We start from the raw sequence: 16,701 nt of genomic DNA on the forward strand, positions 1-16,701 counted from the left end.
CACGACGGTGGGCGGTGGCATCCGCGGTGGCTACCGGTCGTACCTGCCACCGTCCATCCGCAGGGTGGCACCGGTCATGTAGTCGGAGACCGGCTGGCGAGGTAGGCGACGAGGTCGGGCGAGTGGATCCCCGCCCGCCACCGCTCGACGATCAGGTGACCGTGACAGTCAGGTTGATCGAGCGGGTCTCCCCGCTGGTGTAGGTCGTCGTCACCCGGGCGGTGAAGGTTCCCTTACGGCTGTAGCTGTGGCTCGTCGACCGGAGGGTGGCCCCGTGCGTGATGGCGCTGTTGTCGCCGAAGTCCCACGCGTAGTCGGTGATGCTCTGCCCGGACGGCGCTGTCGCCGTGGCGGTGAGGGTGGTGGTCAGGGGCGCGGCGCCGCCGGTCGGGTTGGCGGCCAGGGACAGCGTCCCGCCCGGCTCCTGCTTGACCCCGGCGCCGTTGAACCGTAGCCAGTCCAGGGCGAGCAGGTCCGGGGTGCCACCGACCTGGGCGGCGTTGACGAACTTCGCGTACAGGGTGGTCGTGCCTGTGGGTTTGTTGGTCAGCGTGATGGTGGGGGAGACCAGGTTGTCCCATCCGCCGGTGGAGCCGATGCTGGCCGTGCCGATCAGGGTGCCGGTGGGCGAGCCGGCCCGCAGTTCGATGGTGCCGCCGAGCCCGCCGTTGGTCACCCCGAGCGTCACCGAGCCGATGTTGCGCAGGTCCGCCGGCCCGAACGCCACCCAGTCGTTGTGGTCGACCTCGCCGAGCCGCTTACCGGCGCGGGCGGTGGCCCGGTCGTTGACCGTGACGCCGGACTGCGCGCTGAAGTGCTCGGCCTCCTTGCTCTTCGGCTGCAACTGGACGCGGGTCGAGCCGGTCAGCGCCGGCACGCCGCCGGCCGCGCCGCCGTCGGTGTACTGCGCGGTGATCAGGGTGTAGAGGTTCTGCCCCGGCCCGTGGCCGTCACCGGCGTCCGCCTCGGTGGCGAGCAGCCCCGAGCAGCCGGTGTACACGTCCAGCGGGTGGGCGTGCTGATCGTGGCCGAGCTGCGTCTGCACGGTGACCTTGGCGCAGTCGATGGCCGTCTCCTCCGGGTCGGTGACCGTCACCGTGTACGGAATCTTGTCCCCGAAGTCGAAGAACCCGCCGTCGGGCACGGTGATGGTCACCGTCGGTCGGGTGTTGCCGACCACCACGTCGGTGACCGCGGTGGCGGTCAACCCGTTGCCGCTGTTGCGGATGGTCAGCCGGGCGGTGTGCGTCCCGGCTGTCGAATAGGTGTGGCTCGGGTTGGCGGCTGTGGAGTCGGTGCTGCCGTCGTTGGTGAAGTCCCAGGCGTAGCTGAGCGCCGACCCGTCACCGGCGGACGACCCGGCCGAGGAGAACGTGACCGCGAGCGGCGTACGTCCGCTGTCCGGGGTGGCGGTGATCTTCGCGGTCGGCGGCCGCCCGTTGGCGACGTAGTCGATGCGGTAGATGCCCGCGCCGGCGTTGCTGCCGCCGCGCCCGCTGCCGGTGCCCTCGCCGAAGTCGATGACGTAGAGCGAACCGTCCGGGCCGAACTCCGCCTCGAAGGGCTGGATCCAGCTCATGTTGTCGAAGATCCCATTGATCGACTGGAGGTCGCCCACGGCGGTGGGGCCGAAGCGCGTGTTGCTGAAGGTCTGCGCCGTCTTGTGGATCGAGAGCGTCTTGAACCATCTGCGGGTCAGCTCATAGGTGATCCACTTGCCCTCGAAGTACTCGGGGAACTTCGTCGTGCGGGTGTTGGCCGGGTCGTAGTCGTAGACCGGACCGCTCATCGGCCCGCCACCACCGGTGCCCAGCTCGGGGAACTGCGTGGAGGCCGAGTACGCGTACCAGACCAGCGCGGACTTCGCCGCCGGCAGGGTGGTCAGGCCGGTGTTGTTGGGCGAGTTGTTCACCGACGCGGCGCAGTTGAACTTCGCCCCCGACGTGTTGGTGGCGAAGTTGTAGTCGTTGAACGGGATGTTGTTGCCCACGCAGTACGGCCAACCGAAGTTGCCGGCGGTGGTGATCCGGTTGAACTCGACAGTCCCCTCCGGACCACGGTTGGGGTCGGCGGCGCGGGCGTCCGGGCCGTAGTCGGCCACCAGCACCGCGTTGGTCTGCGGCTCGATGGTGATCCGGAACGGGTTGCGCATACCCATCGCGTAGATCTCCGGCCGGGTCCTCGCGGTGCCGGCCGGGAAGAGGTTGCCGCTCGGCACTGTGTACGTACCGTCGGATTGTGGGGTGATGCGCAGGATCTTGCCGCGCAGGTCGTTGGTGTTGCCGGCGGTGCCCTGGGCGTCCCAGGCGGCGCGGCCGGCGCGTTCGTCGACGGGGGTGTAGCCGCTGGACGCGAACGGGTCGGTGTTGTCACCGATCGCCGCGTAGAGCCGCCCGGCCGCGTCCATGGCCAGCGACCCGCCCATGTGCGAGTTGGCCCGGCCCTCACCCCGGTAGGTGGGGACGGTCAGGAGGCGTTTCTCCGAGGAGAGCGCGACGCTGTTGTTGGCGACCGTGAACCGGGACAGGTTGAGCTGTTTGAGGGTCTTGTCGGACCAGAGCAGGTAGACCCAGCCGTTGCTGGCGAAGTTGCGGTCCAGCGTCATCCCGAGCAGCCCGTCGGACTGGTCGGTCATCGCCGAGGTGTATGCGAAGTCCAGCAGGGTGGTGACCTGGAGGGTGTCGGAGTTGACCACCTTCAGCGCGCCCGTGCGCTGGATGTAGTAGACCTTCCGGTCCGGGCCGACGGCCAGCTCGAACGGGTCGGCCAGGTTCTCGGTGACCAGCCCCACCCGTTCGAAGTTGCTGGTCCTGGTGGCCGAGCAGTCACCGGCGACCGCGCCGGCCGCCCACTCGATGCCGTAGCGCAGGTGCTCCAGGAACGTCGGGGTGCTGAACTGGGAGCTGGCGTGCCCGCCGGCGGTGAACCAGGACCGGCCGCCGTCGTAGCGCTGACACCAGGAGTACGCGTGGTCGACGCCCTCGTCCAGGCCGTTGATCCCGTCGCGCACCTTGATCTGCGCGAGGGTGTGCACGTTGCCGGTCGGGTTGGTCCGCCAGTTGTACCACTCCTCGCTCTGCTCCCAGAGTTCCGGCAGGTTGCGCGTCGACGGGTGCGCCCGGTCGAGCACCTTGACCCGACCGGGGAAGGTGCCGCCGGTGGACGAGAAGTCGGGGTGGTAGTCGAAGATCGTGCCGACCAGGCCCTCGTACCAAGGCCAGTCGCGTTCGCTGGCCGAGGCGGCGTGCAGACCGGCCCAACCGCCGCCGTTGCGGATGAACGTCTGCAACGCGGCCCGCTGACTGGCGTTGAGCAGGTCGCCCGAGGTCGGCAGGGAGTTGGTGTTGTTGAAGACCAGAGCGTCGAAGGTGGCGAGGTTGGCGTCGGTGAAGGCCGCCGCGTCGGTGGTGGCGACGACCTCGAAGTTGTGGGCGGCGCCGAGCTGCTGGATGGCGGCGATGCCGGCCGGGATCGAGTCGTGGTAGAAGTTGGTGATCTTCGAGAAGACCAGCACCCGGAAGCGCGGGGCGGCCTCGGCGGGCAGGGCGGTGGTGGTGCTCACCACGGTGGCGATGGCGAGCAGGATCAGGCAGAGCACACGGAGGTGTCGGGGCATGGGGGCGCTCCCTGTCGGACGGTGAGGGTCGGAAAGCGCTTTCTCGCTGCCCGTATCACGGTACTGACAGCCAGTGACGACCGTCAATAGCCCTCTGGTAAGCGGTTTCCCGCCCCGGCGACGGCTCGTTCGGTGCCGGTCCGGGCGATCGGGGACGCCATCGGTCGTGCCGGCCGGCAATGTCCGTCCTGAGCTGATTGCTGCATCGGCCTAGAGTCCGGAAGTCGACTTTGGACCGTCGAAATCGACAGCACTGCCGCGCCTTGCAACTATCGTGACGTCATGGGTGGCGTTGCTCCAGTTCCGACGCCGGGCGACGTGGCTCGGCGGATCCGGCAGAGATCCGACACGGCGCTGCGAAACAGAGCCACTCCTCTGCCACCGCGCATCGTCGTGAACCCGCGGGAGGCAGCCGCTGAGTTTGCAGATGAGGCGAAAGATCTGGAGTGGATTGTCGACCAGCTGGGGATGACTTCGCTCGCCAGCGCGTTGGAGGACCATTTCGTCGAGGGTGAGCCCAGTTCACTCGCTACCCTGCTGGGGATCGGAACGAGTGCCCCTGAGGTGGTCGCCCTGTGGAGACAGCATCTGCAGCACGGTGACCTCAGCGTCCTGGAGATGCTCGCCTTCGAGCGCTGGTTCTCAGCACATCCTGACGCCGTCGCCTCTGCACTGCCGGGGGGCATGCAATTCGACAAGTCGCTGCACGTCTGCCGCCAACATGTTGGCATCGCGCTCTACGAGCATGCTCGGGAACTGAATTGGCGGCGGCCCTTCGTCTTCACCCGGACGCTGTCACTCGCTCGTGAGTATCTGCGGCAGGTGGTCGAGGAGCATCATCTGACAAATGAGCATACGCGCGGCCAGTTCCTCGGCAAGGCGGCCGTCGCGACCGTGCTGATCTCCCGGTTCGAGAATTGCGAGGAACAGCAGCTTCGGGACGCCCTCAACCTGCTGGACGAATCGATGCGCCTCGGCAACCCCGCGCAAGACGCCGTGCCTTACTACCTGGAGGCGACGATCCGTCTCTACGACCTCACCGGCGACGTCAAGATTCTGGTGGACGCCCGTCGCAAGTACGAGCACACCGACGACGTCGACCCACCCCGTCCCGGGCGTTGCCTCAATCTAGCCGAAATGTGGCTCCGGCTTGCCGAGGCGGCGGGTTCGAAGGACGCCAGGGCGCTCTGCCTGCGACGCGCCCACGACAGCATCGGGCAGGCGCGCGAGTCGACTGGGCTCGAACCAGCGGATCGCGTGCGTTGCACGATCCTCGGAACGTTCGCCGACCTCCTGACGGACGCCGCGCCACACTGGCATCCGCGAGTCGTCATCCGCTCCATGCGGACCCCGTTCGGCCTCGCCGAACATGCCCTCAACACCTTGCTCGCCGAGACGGACGACGTCCGTGCCGGCCTCGACGTGGTCGACCAACTGATCACGGCGCTCACCAAGCTGATGATCAGTTCGCGGGACGAGCCGCTGTGCCGGCGGGTCCTTGCCGACCTGCAGAGCGCGGTCTCGGTGTCACCCGTTGTCTCGACACATCGCAAGATCTCGGCTTTGCGAGAGGCGAGCCGGATCCGACAGGGAAACACCGCGCCACTCGGCGACGAGGGCAGCCGGATTCGCCAGGGGGACGACCTGATCCACCTTGCGGCGCTGACGAGCAACCCCCGGCTCCGCAAGGACGGCATCATCCGGCTGCTGAACGAGGCGGTGTCTGACCCCAACTCCTGCAACCCCCTGGTCGTCCTCGGCCGCGACATCGAGGAGAACGGCGCCGTCATAGAGACGGAGTTGGCCGACATCGAACGCAGACTGGAGCACGAGTCTGGCTATCGGCTGTGGCTGCGGGCCATCGCCCGCGGGGACGCGACCGAGCTGTACCGGTCCGCGGCTGCCCGCGCGATCCGCAGCCCCGATGTCCGGCATCGGCATCTCGGCGGCCGCAGCAACGCCCTCACCGTCGAGGACCACCTTGGCCTTTCGACCGACACGTTCGTCTTCAAGCGGACGTCGTTCCGCAGCAGTCAACTTGAGCTACGCCGAGCCGAGGTTATCGAGCAGGCCCTCAGCCGGGCCGGTCTGGCCGACCGGTACGGGTTGGTCGACCACATAACGGTTCTCGAAGAACGCCTGCCCGATGGCTCCGGGGAGCTGCGGCCGGTGATGACCGTCCGTCGATTCGCCAGAGGCTCCTCGCTCGCCAACATCGGGGGCGAGAGTCAAGCGGTCGCGCTGGCCCGGCTCACGTCGACGGCCCGGTACCTCGCGCACATCCACGCGACCGAACGTCAGACGGCTGGTGTGCCACACGGCATGCGCAAGGAACTGAAGACCAAGGAGATCGGGCGCTGGCTCAAAGTCCTCGTCGATCGGGCGGGAGACCGGTCCTACTTCCAGCGCTGGTGGGAGCTGGCCGGGGCGGTGCCCTCCTTTCCGCGACGCGACGCCCACGCGTTCAACTGGATCGTTACCGACGAAGAACGCATCCTCGCCGTGGACCTTGAGGCGGTCGGGTGGCGTCCGGTCGGGTACGAACTGGCTCAGCTGACTGACGACGTCCCGGTCCTGAGCTGCACCACTGACGGTTGGGCCCTACGCCTCGACATCCTGAACGAGTACGGTCGAACGCTCGCCCTGGACGGTGCTGAGGTCGGCGACGAAGACCTGCTCAAGGGCTACACCGCCGGGTTGATGGCACGCGCCGTTCGCGCGCTTACCGAACCCGGCGGCAGCCGTGCCCTGCGTTTGCACGGGCAGAGGTTGCTGCGGCTCATCGCGGGCGAGGCTTCGGAAGCGCACGGACGTGATCTGGCCCGGGACTTCCTCATTCGGTGGGCCCACCGGACCGGCGCTCCGGCCGGCCTGGCGGTACCCGAACCTGCGGACTCCCGACGCCGGCACATCAGTAAGGCACTAGCTTTCCACCTGCGGCACAACCCGGTGATCGTCAGGGATTCAGCCGGGTGGGCCCCGGTCGACGTGCTCACCGCGCAACTGCGGGCGGACGGGCTCCGCGTCTCCACTGTCGACGTGCTGGCAGTCGCCGCAGCAATCGACGAGACCCGGTTCGAGTGCTCGGAGACGCACATCCGGGCAATGTACGGCCACTCGGTGCCTGTTGAGATCGACTACATGGAGTTGACGGAGCAACCGCGGCTGTTTCACGCGACGCCGATCCGCGCGGTCAACGAGATCTTCCAGAGCCAGCGCGGCGGCCTCCGACCGATGATCCGGCAATGGGTGCATCTGTCGGCCGACTGGAAAAGGGCGCTTGAGGCGGGCGGTCGGAAAGGTAGTTCACTGCTCATGAGCGTGGCGCCGGCGCCGGCGCCAAATCCCGACATCACGTTCCACTACGCCGGCGGGACCACCTGGCTGTCCGGCCCCATTCCCGCGGGCAGACTGACGATCGTTCCCCTCTACGAAATCTTCGAGTGGACGCTGACGAACCAGTGACGGCGTGTTGCTGCAACCAGGGTCCGGACCGGCCGCGAGCAGCGCGGCCGAGGCGTCCTCGGCGCGACCGCTTCGGGTGTCGGAGTACGGGCCAGGCCCGTCCCCGGTCAGACGAAGGGGTGCGTTGACACGAATGGCACTGTCGTCAGTGGTCAGGACGGCGTGCCGGTAGTTTCGCTGGGCTGGGGTTCTCGCTGCGCCTGACCTGACCCGCGCCGAACATCGACCCGGGCACGCCACGGTGCCAGCCAACCGGTGGAGACTGACGAGAGGTCGTTGGGGTCCAATTCTGGTTCGATGAAGTGTTTCTCGATGAACTTGTTCAGCAGTCCGCCTAGATCGTTGCGTACGTCATTGCTGATGTCCGTGGTCGTGTAGGCCTCGATCGCGGCCATCCGTAGATATATGCGTCTTCTGTCAAATTCTGTGCGACGGTGGTTGTGCGACTCGATGGACGCATAGGTGAAGAGGAGCGCGAGCGGCAGCAGCGGCGCTGCTGCTGTGAGCAACGCAATTTCTGGATGCAGCACGGCAAGGTAGAAGCCGAGGCCGACCGCGGCCAAGAGGACCACCACCGCGTAGTTCCGCCACCGGTTTGCCTGTCGGCGATGCAACTCGGCGTCGTCCGCGTACCTGCCGAAGAGGGTGGCGCCGCGCACTAGCTTCAATACGCTCTCGGCCTCTTCGCGCAACTCTCGAATAAACTCGACGTCCGCGTCGGCGTCAGTTCTGACAGAGGCGCCCGCGAGTTCATATTCGTTCTTCAGTGCCTCCAACTGGACGCGGAGTTCAGCAACCTCCAGGTGCAGGACCCCGATTGCTTCAAGGTCGGTCTGACCAACATCGCCCGCCACGTCCGCGCCCTGCTCGTCGCGGTGCTCGCTGACCGTCATTTTCCCCTCGCCAGCCCAGCTGCAATATTTCGTCCGACATAAGTGAGTGTGATGACGGTTAATGTGACCCCCAGGGCGACCGCTGGCCACAACTGGCTGATGTCTCCCGAATCATTGACGTACCAGCAGAGCGTGCCGGTCACGCTTACGCTCGCGAAACCGACAGCGCCCAACGTGACGATCTCGAACTGAAGCAGACTCTGCGGAGTTCTGAACGAGCGGTTCTTGTCGTCGAGTTCCTGGTAGATCCACGCTACCGGTCGACGTACCACGAAGGCGGCGACAGGACACCAAAGTGCATAGATTCCCAGTACGCCGAGCCACATCAGACTCCCGGGCACTGCCTCTCCAGACGGCGATCCCGTCAAGTCGGCCCTGCGGGCCGGGGTGGCCAGGTCCAGGATGACGAGTGCCATGATCGTGATCCCGGTAGTCAGGATGGTAAGAAGGAACGCCTTGGCATATCGGAGCACGAGCACTCTCAGAAGGAGGTTGTGTCGCGCGACCGACGCCTCCATCTTCGCCGACTCCTGAGCAAGTGTTCTTTGCATCGAGGCCGTGTAGTTGAACATGAACTCGCGAAGTTTGTTCTGGACGACGGTCATGTTCGACGTAACTTCGATGCCTTTGCACTGGCCTATCAAATGAGCTTCCCGCAGCAGTCGTTGTCTCGCGACTGCGGACGCCGGCACCAGGAGTTCCGTCACCCCAAGCTCTTGTCGGGCCTGACGGATGAATTCGGGATTCCGTAAGGACTTGTCGGACACGCGGATGCCGGACAGGATGAACCGGGGGTACGAGACGCCTCCCGATTGCGCACCGAAATGATGACTCGTGAAGTAGAAACGCACCAGGTCGCGAAGTAGTACATATAGTGCCCACAGCGGGATCACCAGAGACAGGGTCACCGGCACCATTACCAGCCAGCGCTGCAGGGAACCGGGCGCCGGAAATGACGGATAGGGCAGAAGTATCAGGCCAGAGAAGACTTGCGAAAAGGTGTCCCGAAATAGGACTGGAAGCAGTGTCAACAGACCCGCGCCACCGAGAAACGCGCCGGCTACTCGGTGGAGAGTCGACAGTCGTGTCTCACCGCGTTGGAGATAGGCGCGATATTCTGGCAAGTCAGAAGTATCTGCTGGCTCTTCGGTAGCTGCCGTCAATTTAAGCCCTACTCGTTTGTCACCACGCTGGCGCGATCGGTGTTCTGCGGCCGCGTCGGCCTGTGCTGTGGGAAGACGCCTCAGGGCGGCTAGCAGGAGCATAACCATCGACCGTCGGGTCCACAATGAACTCTTGGACAGCATCGACGAAGACTCGTCCGCGTGCGACACCGTTATGGTTTAACGATCATGGCTGGCCACTTGCTCAGGCCGTTCCGTTTCCCTATTTCCTGGCCCTGCTGGCAGCTATCGACTGGAGGTGACGAGTGCACGTCAGCCTGGCGACGAGCGCCGGCCGGACCGAACAGCCGAACGAGGACTTCGTCGGCGCGGTGCCCGGCGCTGTCGTCCTGCTCGACGGCGCCGGCATTCCGGGAGCCGAACACCTCTGCCACCACGGTGTCGCCTGGTACACCCACCGCCTCGGCGGCGCGCTGCTCGGCCACCTGTCGCGCGGCGACGGGCGAGACCTCGCCGCGATCCTCGCCACCGCCATCGGTGAGATCGCCGCCGAGCACGGCGACACCTGCGACATCGCGGACGTCAGCAGCCCGCAGGCCACCGTCGCGATGGTCCGCGCCGACCGGGGTCGCCTGGACTGGCTCCTGCTCGCGGACTCCTTCCTCGTCCTCGACCAGGCCCACGTCGGCCCCCGGGTGGTCACCGACGAGCGGGAGCGGATCGCCAGGCGCGACTGCTCGGCGCCCCTGGAAGGCGTCGCGCGGGGGACACCGGAGTACGACCGCGTGCGAGCCTCCTGCGCCACCGCGCTCCGTGCCCGTCGCAACCAGCCTGGCGGCTACTGGATCGCCAAGGACGACCCGCAGGCGGCGCAGGAGGCGGTGACCGGCGATCGGCCCCTCGCGGAACTGGACGGTGTCGCGCTGCTCAGCAACGGCGCCAGTCGTCTTGTCGATCCGTACGGCCTGACCGACTGGCCCGGCGTTCTGGAGCTGCTTCGCGTCGGTGGACCGGCCGGCGTCCTCAGCCGCGTCCGGCAGGCCGAGGCCCAGGCAGGCCCCGACGTCCAGCTTCCGGACGACGCCACCGTGGCCTACTGGCCGACGGTGAATCGCTTCTGATCCACTCACGGTCCCGGAAGTCGGGGCGTCCGGGCCGCCGGGACACCCCGACACCAAGGAGGCCCGAGTCGACCATGCCCGTCGGCGGTTCCAGACCTGGACCGGCGACTCAGCCCAGCGGCACCTGCGTCGACCGGTCGCCGCCTCCCACGGCGCCGACACCCTCGGGCGCGGCGATGATCCGACTGGGCACCACCGGCGCGTCCCGGCCCGTGCCCCGCCGGCCGTCGCCGCCGCCGCCTGAGGATTCCTCGTGGTAGTCCCGTTCCACGTTCACCGACCAGACGTCGTGCGTACTCCCGGTGGCGATGTTCTCGGCGGTGAGCATCGCGGTCAACATCGAGTGGTCCTGGTTGTTGTAGCGGTGCATGCCGTTGCGGCCGACCGGATGAACGTTCGGCACCGCCTCGGCCAGCCAGGCCCGGATCACGTCCACGTTGTGCTGGTAGCGCTCGTCGTACACCGGGTAGGCCTTGGGCATGCGCACCACGTAGCCGGCCTCCACCACGCCGGGCCGAACCAACCCCAACCGCTCCAGCTCCGCGGTGGCGAGGGCCACGAGGCCTGCATCCGGGGTACGCCACATGTCGTCGTCCTCGAACACGAAGTACTCCAGGCCCAGGCAGGTGCGGCCGTCCTTGACGAGGTACGGCGACCAGGAGCCGAAGTTCTGGATCCGGCCCACCCGTACCCCCGGGTCGTGCACGTAGATCCAGTTGTCCGGGAACGAGAACTCCGCCGGCACCACCAGGGCGACCGTCAGGAAGTCGCGGTAGCGCAGGTCGGCCGCGCAGGCCAGCACCTCCGGTGGCGCCGGCGGGTGGAGCGCGGCCACCAGCTCCGAGATCGGCATGGACGAGATCACGTGGTCGGCGGCTTCGGTACGCTGCCCGCCCGCGCCGTTGACCGTCACGCTGATCGCCCGCCGGCGGTCCGGGTCGCGGTGCACGGCGGTGACCCAGCTGCCGGTGGACAGCTGCCCGCCCCGCTCGCGGACCTGCTCGGCGCAGCGCTCCCACATCATCCCGGGCCCGTACTTCGGGTACTGGAACTGCTCGATCAGGCTTGTCACGTCGGTGCGCCGGCGGCGGGGCAGCAGCGCGTTGCGGATCGCCGTGGCCAGCGACAGGTTCTTGATCCGCTGCGCGGCCCAGTCGGCCTGCAACCGGTCCGCCGGCATACCCCAGACCTTCTCGGTGTACGTCTTGAAGAAGATCGAGTACAGCCGCCAGCCGAACCGGGCCGACACCCAGCCCTCGAAGTGGGACTGGTCCCGTGGTGGCCGCAACCGGGCGCGGGCGTACGAGCCGAGGCAACGCGCGGCCTCCGGCAGACCCAGGTTCCGCAGCGCGTTCACGGCGCTGAGCGGGTAGTTGAACAGGGCGCCCCGGTAGAAGATGCGGCTCATCCGGGGCCGGGTCAGGAAGTCCTCGTCCGGCAGGATCTCGTGCCAGAACGCCTCCACCCGGGGCACCTTCGTGAAGAACCGGTGCCCGCCGATGTCGAACCGCCACCCGTCGCGCTCCACGGTGCGACTGATCCCGCCGACCACCTCGTCGGCCTCGAACACCTGGACCGACCGGCCGTGCCGAAGCAGCTCGTACGCCGCGGTGAGCCCGGCCGGCCCCGCACCGATGACCACCGTGCCGTTCTGCTCGCTCATGCTGGCGCGCTCCCCTGCTCACCGCCATGGTTGAGGCGCGGCGACTACCCGTTCTGCGCAGAATGTCACACTTGGTGGTGGCTGGTCCCCGCTTCGGCGGGGGTGCGCTGCGGCGTACCACGAGAAGAGCGACTCCCCGCGCGGCCCGGGGGAGCGGGGAAGCGGGGCTGATGGACCGGTGGCGCAGCGGCGCGGCGGCGCTGGCCGCCCGGGCGGTCGCGGCCGGCCGCGGCGGAGCGCGCCTGGCCCGCCGGGCACCGGCGCCCTGGCCGTACGTCATCGGCCTGTTCCTCGGCGCGAAGCTGCTGCTCACCCTGCTCGGGCTCCTGGTCCTGCACGCCTGGGACGGCGTCCCCGGGGCCCCGCCGGCCGATGAGGCGTTGATGTGGGCGCAACAGCGCGAGATCTCCGGGCACCGGTGGATCTCCTTCTGGTTCGCCTGGGACTCGCTGCTCTACCTGCGGCTGAGCACCCTGCCGCTGACCGGACCGTGGAACGACTTCGGTTTCCCCCTGCTGTACCCGTTCCTGGCCCGGCCGGTCGGCGTGCTGCTCGGCGGCGACACCGCTCTCGCCCTGTTACTGATCAGCAACGTCGCGTTCCTGCTGGCGCTCTGGTACGGCTACCGGCTGGCGGAGCTGCTGCTCGGTGACGCGCACGCGGCCCGCCGGCTCACCCGGTATCTGGTGCTGCTGCCGACCGCGTTCCTGTTCCAGGCCGCGCTGACCGAGTCGCTCTTCGTCTGCCTCGCGTTGGCCGCCTTCTACTACGCCGAACGACGCCGGTGGCTGCTGGTCGGCGTGTTCGGTTACTTCCTGGCGATGAGCCGCTCCGTCGGCCTGCTCGTGGTGCTCCCGCTGGCCCTGGTGCTGCTCCGGCAGCACGACTGGCGGCTCGGGCCGCGCGCCCTGCTCGGCTACCTCCGGATCGGCTGGCCGTTGCTGCTGCTGCCCGCCGGGTGGTTCACCTTCATGGCGTACTGCCGGTGGCGGGGTGGGGACTGGTTCGCCTACCAGCACGCCCAGCAGACCGGATGGGGCATCACGGTGCAGGACCCCGTTGCGGTGCTGCTGGACGGTTTGGCCGGGGAACCGCGCGACGCCGCTCGGGTGTGGTTCGCCGTGGCCGTCCTGGCCGTGCTGGTCGCCGGGTTCCGCCGCCGGGAGCTGGCCTACCTGGTGTACGGCGCCCTCATGGTGCTGGTGCCGCTGTCGATGGGTCCGCCGGTGTACAAGAGCCTGCTGCGCTATCTGCTCGCCGCGTTCCCGGTGGCGCTGGTGCTGGCCCGCTGGGCCCGCCACGCCAGCGTCGACGTGTGGCTGACCGCGACGCTCGCCCTGGTGCAGGGCGTGCTGTTCGTGCTCTGGCTCAGCTACTGGACCCACATGATCATCTGATTGGCGCTGCCGTCGGCGACCGGTAGGGGCGCGTATTCGACTGTGGCGGGTTGATCGGGCGTGGCGGGGCCATTCCTCCGTGTCGACCAAGTGCTTGTCAACCGGCGGAACAAGGAATCCTTCATCACATGAAATCCGGGGGCAAGCCCTGGGCGACCTGCTATCCGGCTAAGCCTGGCTGCGGGTCGAGGGTCGCCGGGAGCCGCAGCATCGGGCAGCGCTGGTCCGGACGGAAGTCGGTGTAGGTGCCGTCGAAGGGGAAATCGCCGGCCGCGATCAGCTTGATGAGCCGCGTATTCGTTCTGCTGTCGTCCCGGACCGCGATGTGGAGGGCCCCGGGGTGTCTGCGACCGCATCCCGGTACGTCCTCGATCGAGACCGGGTGGTGGAACTGGTCGGTCTAGGGCATGTCTCCTGGATCTTGGCGGGTGGGATCGAAGGTGAGGTTGAGTAGTTCCAGGCCGGTGACGGGCTGGAAGCCGATGTCGGTGTAAAGCGTCAGGGCGGGGATGTTGTCGGTCTCGGTTTGGAGTGAAACGCGATGCGCGCCAGCGGCACGAGCGTTGTGGATGACGTGCTGGAGCAGGGCGTTCGCGATACCGCCACGGCGATGGTGTGGGGCCACGTAGAGGTCGCGGATCGACCATGAGGTGCCCAGCATGAGCGATGCCGGCATGATCGTGACAGTGATGAAGCCGCAAACGTGATCAGCTCGGGTGGCGGCAGCGGCGGAGAATCGGTGCTGTGCGAGTTGGTCGTGCAGCCATGAGCGGGTGATCTCTGGGGTTGACGGTTGGCCGTAGTGCGCCCGGTAGTCGTCGAACAGAGCAGCTACCTGATCGAACGCCGGATGGGCGGAGGCTATCGGCAGGATCGTCGTCGTCATGCCGTCAGTGTGGCCGACGGTCAAGCCAGTGTGTCTGTTAGTGCCGGACCACGTCCGCGAGCGTGCGTCGATACGGTCCATTGTGGCCGCGAACCTTCGAGTAGGCCGCTATTCTCGGCCGACCCAGGTGGCGACGCACGCCTCGTTTCCCTCGGCGTCGGCTAAGACCCACCACTTCGGTGCGTGCGCATCAGAGACCAGCTGGCCGCCCGCGGCCAGTGCGGCGGCGATGCGGGCCTCGGCCTGATCATGCGGGACGGCGACATCAAGGTGTATGCGGTTGCGTTGTGGGCGCCGGGCATCCATTTGCTGCATTCCGAAGCCCGGACCCCGGCGCGCCGGGTCGGCTAGATAGTCGTCATCGATCTGGCGGTAACCCAGCAGCGCCCGCCAGAACGGCAGCACGTCCGCGCCGACGAGGGCGTCGAGGGTGACGTTGATGAGCTGCACGGCGGTCGGGTCGGCGGGGATGTTCAGGTCCCTGGCGGCAGCCGAGATTCGCCGGGCCAGCGCAACGTCGCGCGACAACAGGGACACAGTGACGCCGACATGACGCAGATCGATGTTGACGTACTGCTGCTCCGCGCCACCGGCGAGCCGGCCGACCTCATCGACGAACGCTATGCCCTTGGCAAGCGAGCCGGTGCGGAAGTACGCCGAGACCACGTGGTAGAGGCAGCGCCAGTCCTCGACACCGTCGGCCGCGTGGAACTGCCCGGCCGTGATCTGCACCGTCACGCCGGCGAACCTAGCATCGGCTGGGCGACGGAGCGCACCGTGGCTCTCGCACTCACTGGTCGGCGGTGCACTCTCATGGCTGTCCGAGCGCGGTGCAGGCGTGCCCGTAGGACCCGAAGCGTTGCTGGTGTTCGAGGCGCGTGCCAACGAGCGCGTAATCGCATCTGATCGAACAGGCGGCGGTCCGGGCAAGATATACGTGATGACCGAGCCACGGGTACGCCTCGACGACCTGGGCGCCTGGCTGATCAAGGGCAACGCGGACCTGGTCGACCTCGCCGCCCGGTTCGCCAGTGAGCCACTGGTGACGAACTGGTGCGTGCGCCCCGGTTACCGGGCGCGGTTGATGCGCGCCGGGCAACCGGTGGTTTTCTGGGCCAGCGGCAGCCGGGGCCGACTGCCGTACGGAGTGTGGGGTGTCGGGCGGGTCACCGGGGCGGCCGGGCCAGGCGCACCGGGGCAGCCGTGGTCGGTACCGCTGGATCTGCCCATCCTCGCCGAACGGGACCGGGTTTCCCGGCTGCTGTTGCGCGCCGATGACCGGCTCGCCGCCCTGGAGGTGTTCCGTCAGCCGCAGGCCGCCAACCCCTCCTACCTGACCGTGGCCCAGTTCGCCGCGCTGCGTACCCACCTGCCGGTGTGAGCGCGCAGGGCGGCCGTGCCTCGACCGCGGTGCCTGTGCGAGCCTGGCTACCCACGTGAGAAGCGCATTGATTTGGAGGCCCGGTGTTCGCCCTGCCGCTGTCCGAGGACGTCGAGCTGCGCCCGTTGAACCCGTGGCGGGCCGAGGAGTTCCTCGCCCACCTCGATCGGGCCCGTGAGCACATCCAGCCCTGGGTGTCGCCGTCCTTCGTCGCCACCGACCTGCCGTCGGCCCGTGCGGTGTTGCAGCGCTACGCCGACTTCTGGGCCAGCGACAGCGGTGGCATCTGGGGGCTGTGGTGGCGGGGCACGCTCGTCGGTGGGGTCATGTTCGTGTCGTTCGACGTGACCCGGGGCGTCTGCGAGGTCGGTTGCTGGGTGGAGCCGGCAGCGCAGGGCAGGGGCATCGTCGCCCCGGCGGTGTGCCGGATCGTCGACTGGGCGGTGCGCGAGCGCGGCATCCAACGGGTGGAGTGGCGTACCAACGCCGACAACACCCGCAGCAAGGCCCTCGCCGACCGGCTCGGCCTGCGCCTCGACGGCACGCTGCGCCAGGTCAGCCCGGGTCCGCACGGTCGGATCGACCTCGAGGTCTGGTCGGTGCTGGCCGACGAGTGGTCTGCCCGCCACGCACCGTCCACTGACGACAGCGAATAGTTGTCATACCCGCGCGGCACCATGCATCCATGGCCGTCCCCGCGCTCACCCCTCATTCCGACCCGCCGCGTTCCGTGCCGCTGCGTGAGGCGCGCACCCGGTTCAGTCAGCTCGTCGCGCTGGCCGAGCTGACTGACGCGGTCACCGTCGTCACCCGCGACGGCGATCCGCGTCCGGTCGCCGCGATCGTCCCCGCCGCAGCCGCCCGCAGCGGCGCCCAGGCCCGCGCCGACGCCGACCGGCTCGCGACGGTCACCGCCGGCTGGGCCCGCCGCCTCGAGGAGCAGCACCGACGCAGCACACAGCGGCACGCCGCCGAGCTTGGCGCGGTCCGCGCGGCGCTGGCCGAGGCGTGGGCCGAGCTGGATCGCCGAGTCGTCCCCGGCAGCGATCCGACGCTGGCCCGGCTGCGCGCCGCACACGCCGACCTGCTCGCCGGCTGACCCGGTCCGCGCTGCTGCTTCGCGCTGCTGGTTGCGCTGCTGGTCCGTGGCTGCTG

Annotated in this window: 12 protein-coding genes; 6 read left to right on the top strand and 6 right to left on the bottom strand. The window is 68.1% G+C overall.

Translation table 11 applies throughout. The features are described 5' to 3' along the window. Positions 1–151: 151 nt before the first annotated feature. On the bottom strand, positions 152–3,616 hold the full coding sequence (locus ACLQ3B_RS13565) for a ThuA domain-containing protein (protein ID WP_425780657.1): 3,465 nt from the start codon (positions 3,614–3,616) through the stop codon (positions 152–154). Between the two features lie 282 nt (positions 3,617–3,898). On the opposite strand from ACLQ3B_RS13565, the gene ACLQ3B_RS13570 reads away from it, so the two are divergent. Then, positions 3,899–7,081, top strand: a complete 3,183-nt coding sequence (locus ACLQ3B_RS13570) for an RNA 2'-phosphotransferase (RefSeq protein ID WP_425780659.1) — start codon at positions 3,899–3,901, stop codon at positions 7,079–7,081. Between the two features lie 152 nt (positions 7,082–7,233). Here the strand turns inward: ACLQ3B_RS13570 and ACLQ3B_RS13575 are convergent, their stop codons facing one another. Then, on the bottom strand, positions 7,234–7,974 hold the full coding sequence (locus tag ACLQ3B_RS13575; protein ID WP_425780661.1) for a hypothetical protein: 741 nt from the start codon (positions 7,972–7,974) through the stop codon (positions 7,234–7,236). Then, positions 7,971–9,098: a hypothetical protein gene (locus tag ACLQ3B_RS13580; RefSeq protein ID WP_425780663.1), complete on the bottom strand. Its 1,128-nt coding sequence runs from the start codon at positions 9,096–9,098 to the stop codon at positions 7,971–7,973. Before ACLQ3B_RS13580 ends, ACLQ3B_RS13575 begins: the two co-directional genes overlap by 4 nt. A 305-nt stretch (positions 9,099–9,403) precedes the next feature. Here ACLQ3B_RS13580 and ACLQ3B_RS13585 point away from each other — a divergent pair, with 305 nt between their 5' ends. After that, the gene (locus ACLQ3B_RS13585; RefSeq protein WP_425780665.1) at positions 9,404–10,219 is read left to right on the top strand and encodes a hypothetical protein; all 816 of its coding nucleotides are present in this window, start codon (positions 9,404–9,406) and stop codon (positions 10,217–10,219) included. A 109-nt stretch (positions 10,220–10,328) separates the two neighbouring features. Here ACLQ3B_RS13585 and ACLQ3B_RS13590 read toward each other — a convergent pair whose 3' ends face one another. Then, on the bottom strand, positions 10,329–11,882 hold the full coding sequence (locus ACLQ3B_RS13590) for an NAD(P)/FAD-dependent oxidoreductase (protein WP_425780667.1): 1,554 nt from the start codon (positions 11,880–11,882) through the stop codon (positions 10,329–10,331). A 170-nt stretch (positions 11,883–12,052) separates the two neighbouring features. Here ACLQ3B_RS13590 and ACLQ3B_RS13595 point away from each other — a divergent pair, with 170 nt between their 5' ends. Then, on the top strand, positions 12,053–13,279 hold the full coding sequence (locus ACLQ3B_RS13595) for a hypothetical protein (RefSeq protein ID WP_425780668.1): 1,227 nt from the start codon (positions 12,053–12,055) through the stop codon (positions 13,277–13,279). 400 nt (positions 13,280–13,679) lie between these two features. Here ACLQ3B_RS13595 and ACLQ3B_RS13600 read toward each other — a convergent pair whose 3' ends face one another. Both ACLQ3B_RS13600 and ACLQ3B_RS13605 read right to left on the bottom strand, forming a co-directional pair. Beyond that, positions 13,680–14,165, bottom strand: a complete 486-nt coding sequence (locus tag ACLQ3B_RS13600; protein WP_425780670.1) for a GNAT family N-acetyltransferase — start codon at positions 14,163–14,165, stop codon at positions 13,680–13,682. A 108-nt stretch (positions 14,166–14,273) separates the two neighbouring features. Continuing rightward, on the bottom strand, positions 14,274–14,903 hold the full coding sequence (locus tag ACLQ3B_RS13605; RefSeq protein WP_425780671.1) for a VOC family protein: 630 nt from the start codon (positions 14,901–14,903) through the stop codon (positions 14,274–14,276). A 202-nt stretch (positions 14,904–15,105) separates the two neighbouring features. On the opposite strand from ACLQ3B_RS13605, the gene ACLQ3B_RS13610 reads away from it, so the two are divergent. From ACLQ3B_RS13610 to ACLQ3B_RS13620, 3 genes are all read left to right on the top strand, one after another. Continuing rightward, complete coding sequence (locus ACLQ3B_RS13610; protein WP_425780673.1) at positions 15,106–15,546, top strand: hypothetical protein; 441 nt, start codon at positions 15,106–15,108, stop codon at positions 15,544–15,546. Between the two features lie 83 nt (positions 15,547–15,629). Further along, positions 15,630–16,202, top strand: a complete 573-nt coding sequence (locus tag ACLQ3B_RS13615; protein WP_425780675.1) for a GNAT family N-acetyltransferase — start codon at positions 15,630–15,632, stop codon at positions 16,200–16,202. Positions 16,203–16,231: 29 nt separating this feature from the next. After that, entirely contained in the window at positions 16,232–16,645 is a 414-nt protein-coding gene (locus ACLQ3B_RS13620; RefSeq protein ID WP_366339046.1) for a type II toxin-antitoxin system Phd/YefM family antitoxin, read from the top strand. Positions 16,646–16,701 lie beyond the last annotated feature (56 nt).

The sequence above is a fragment of the Micromonospora sp. DT53 genome, from assembly GCF_049841535.1.
Lineage (GTDB): Bacteria > Actinomycetota > Actinomycetes > Mycobacteriales > Micromonosporaceae > Micromonospora.

Excerpts from the sequence above, each read along its gene's own strand:
- ACLQ3B_RS13565 (WP_425780657.1), bottom strand. The coding sequence starts at position 3,616 with ATGCCCCGACACCTCCGTGTGCTCTGCCTGATCCTGCTCGCCATCGCC.
- ACLQ3B_RS13570 (WP_425780659.1), top strand. The coding sequence starts at position 3,899 with ATGGGTGGCGTTGCTCCAGTTCCGACGCCGGGCGACGTGGCTCGGCGG.
- ACLQ3B_RS13575 (WP_425780661.1), bottom strand. The coding sequence starts at position 7,974 with ATGACGGTCAGCGAGCACCGCGACGAGCAGGGCGCGGACGTGGCGGGC.
- ACLQ3B_RS13590 (WP_425780667.1), bottom strand. The coding sequence starts at position 11,882 with ATGAGCGAGCAGAACGGCACGGTGGTCATCGGTGCGGGGCCGGCCGGG.
- ACLQ3B_RS13595 (WP_425780668.1), top strand. The coding sequence starts at position 12,053 with ATGGACCGGTGGCGCAGCGGCGCGGCGGCGCTGGCCGCCCGGGCGGTC.
- ACLQ3B_RS13600 (WP_425780670.1), bottom strand. The coding sequence starts at position 14,165 with ATGACGACGACGATCCTGCCGATAGCCTCCGCCCATCCGGCGTTCGAT.
- ACLQ3B_RS13610 (WP_425780673.1), top strand. The coding sequence starts at position 15,106 with ATGACCGAGCCACGGGTACGCCTCGACGACCTGGGCGCCTGGCTGATC.
- ACLQ3B_RS13620 (WP_366339046.1), top strand. The coding sequence starts at position 16,232 with ATGGCCGTCCCCGCGCTCACCCCTCATTCCGACCCGCCGCGTTCCGTG.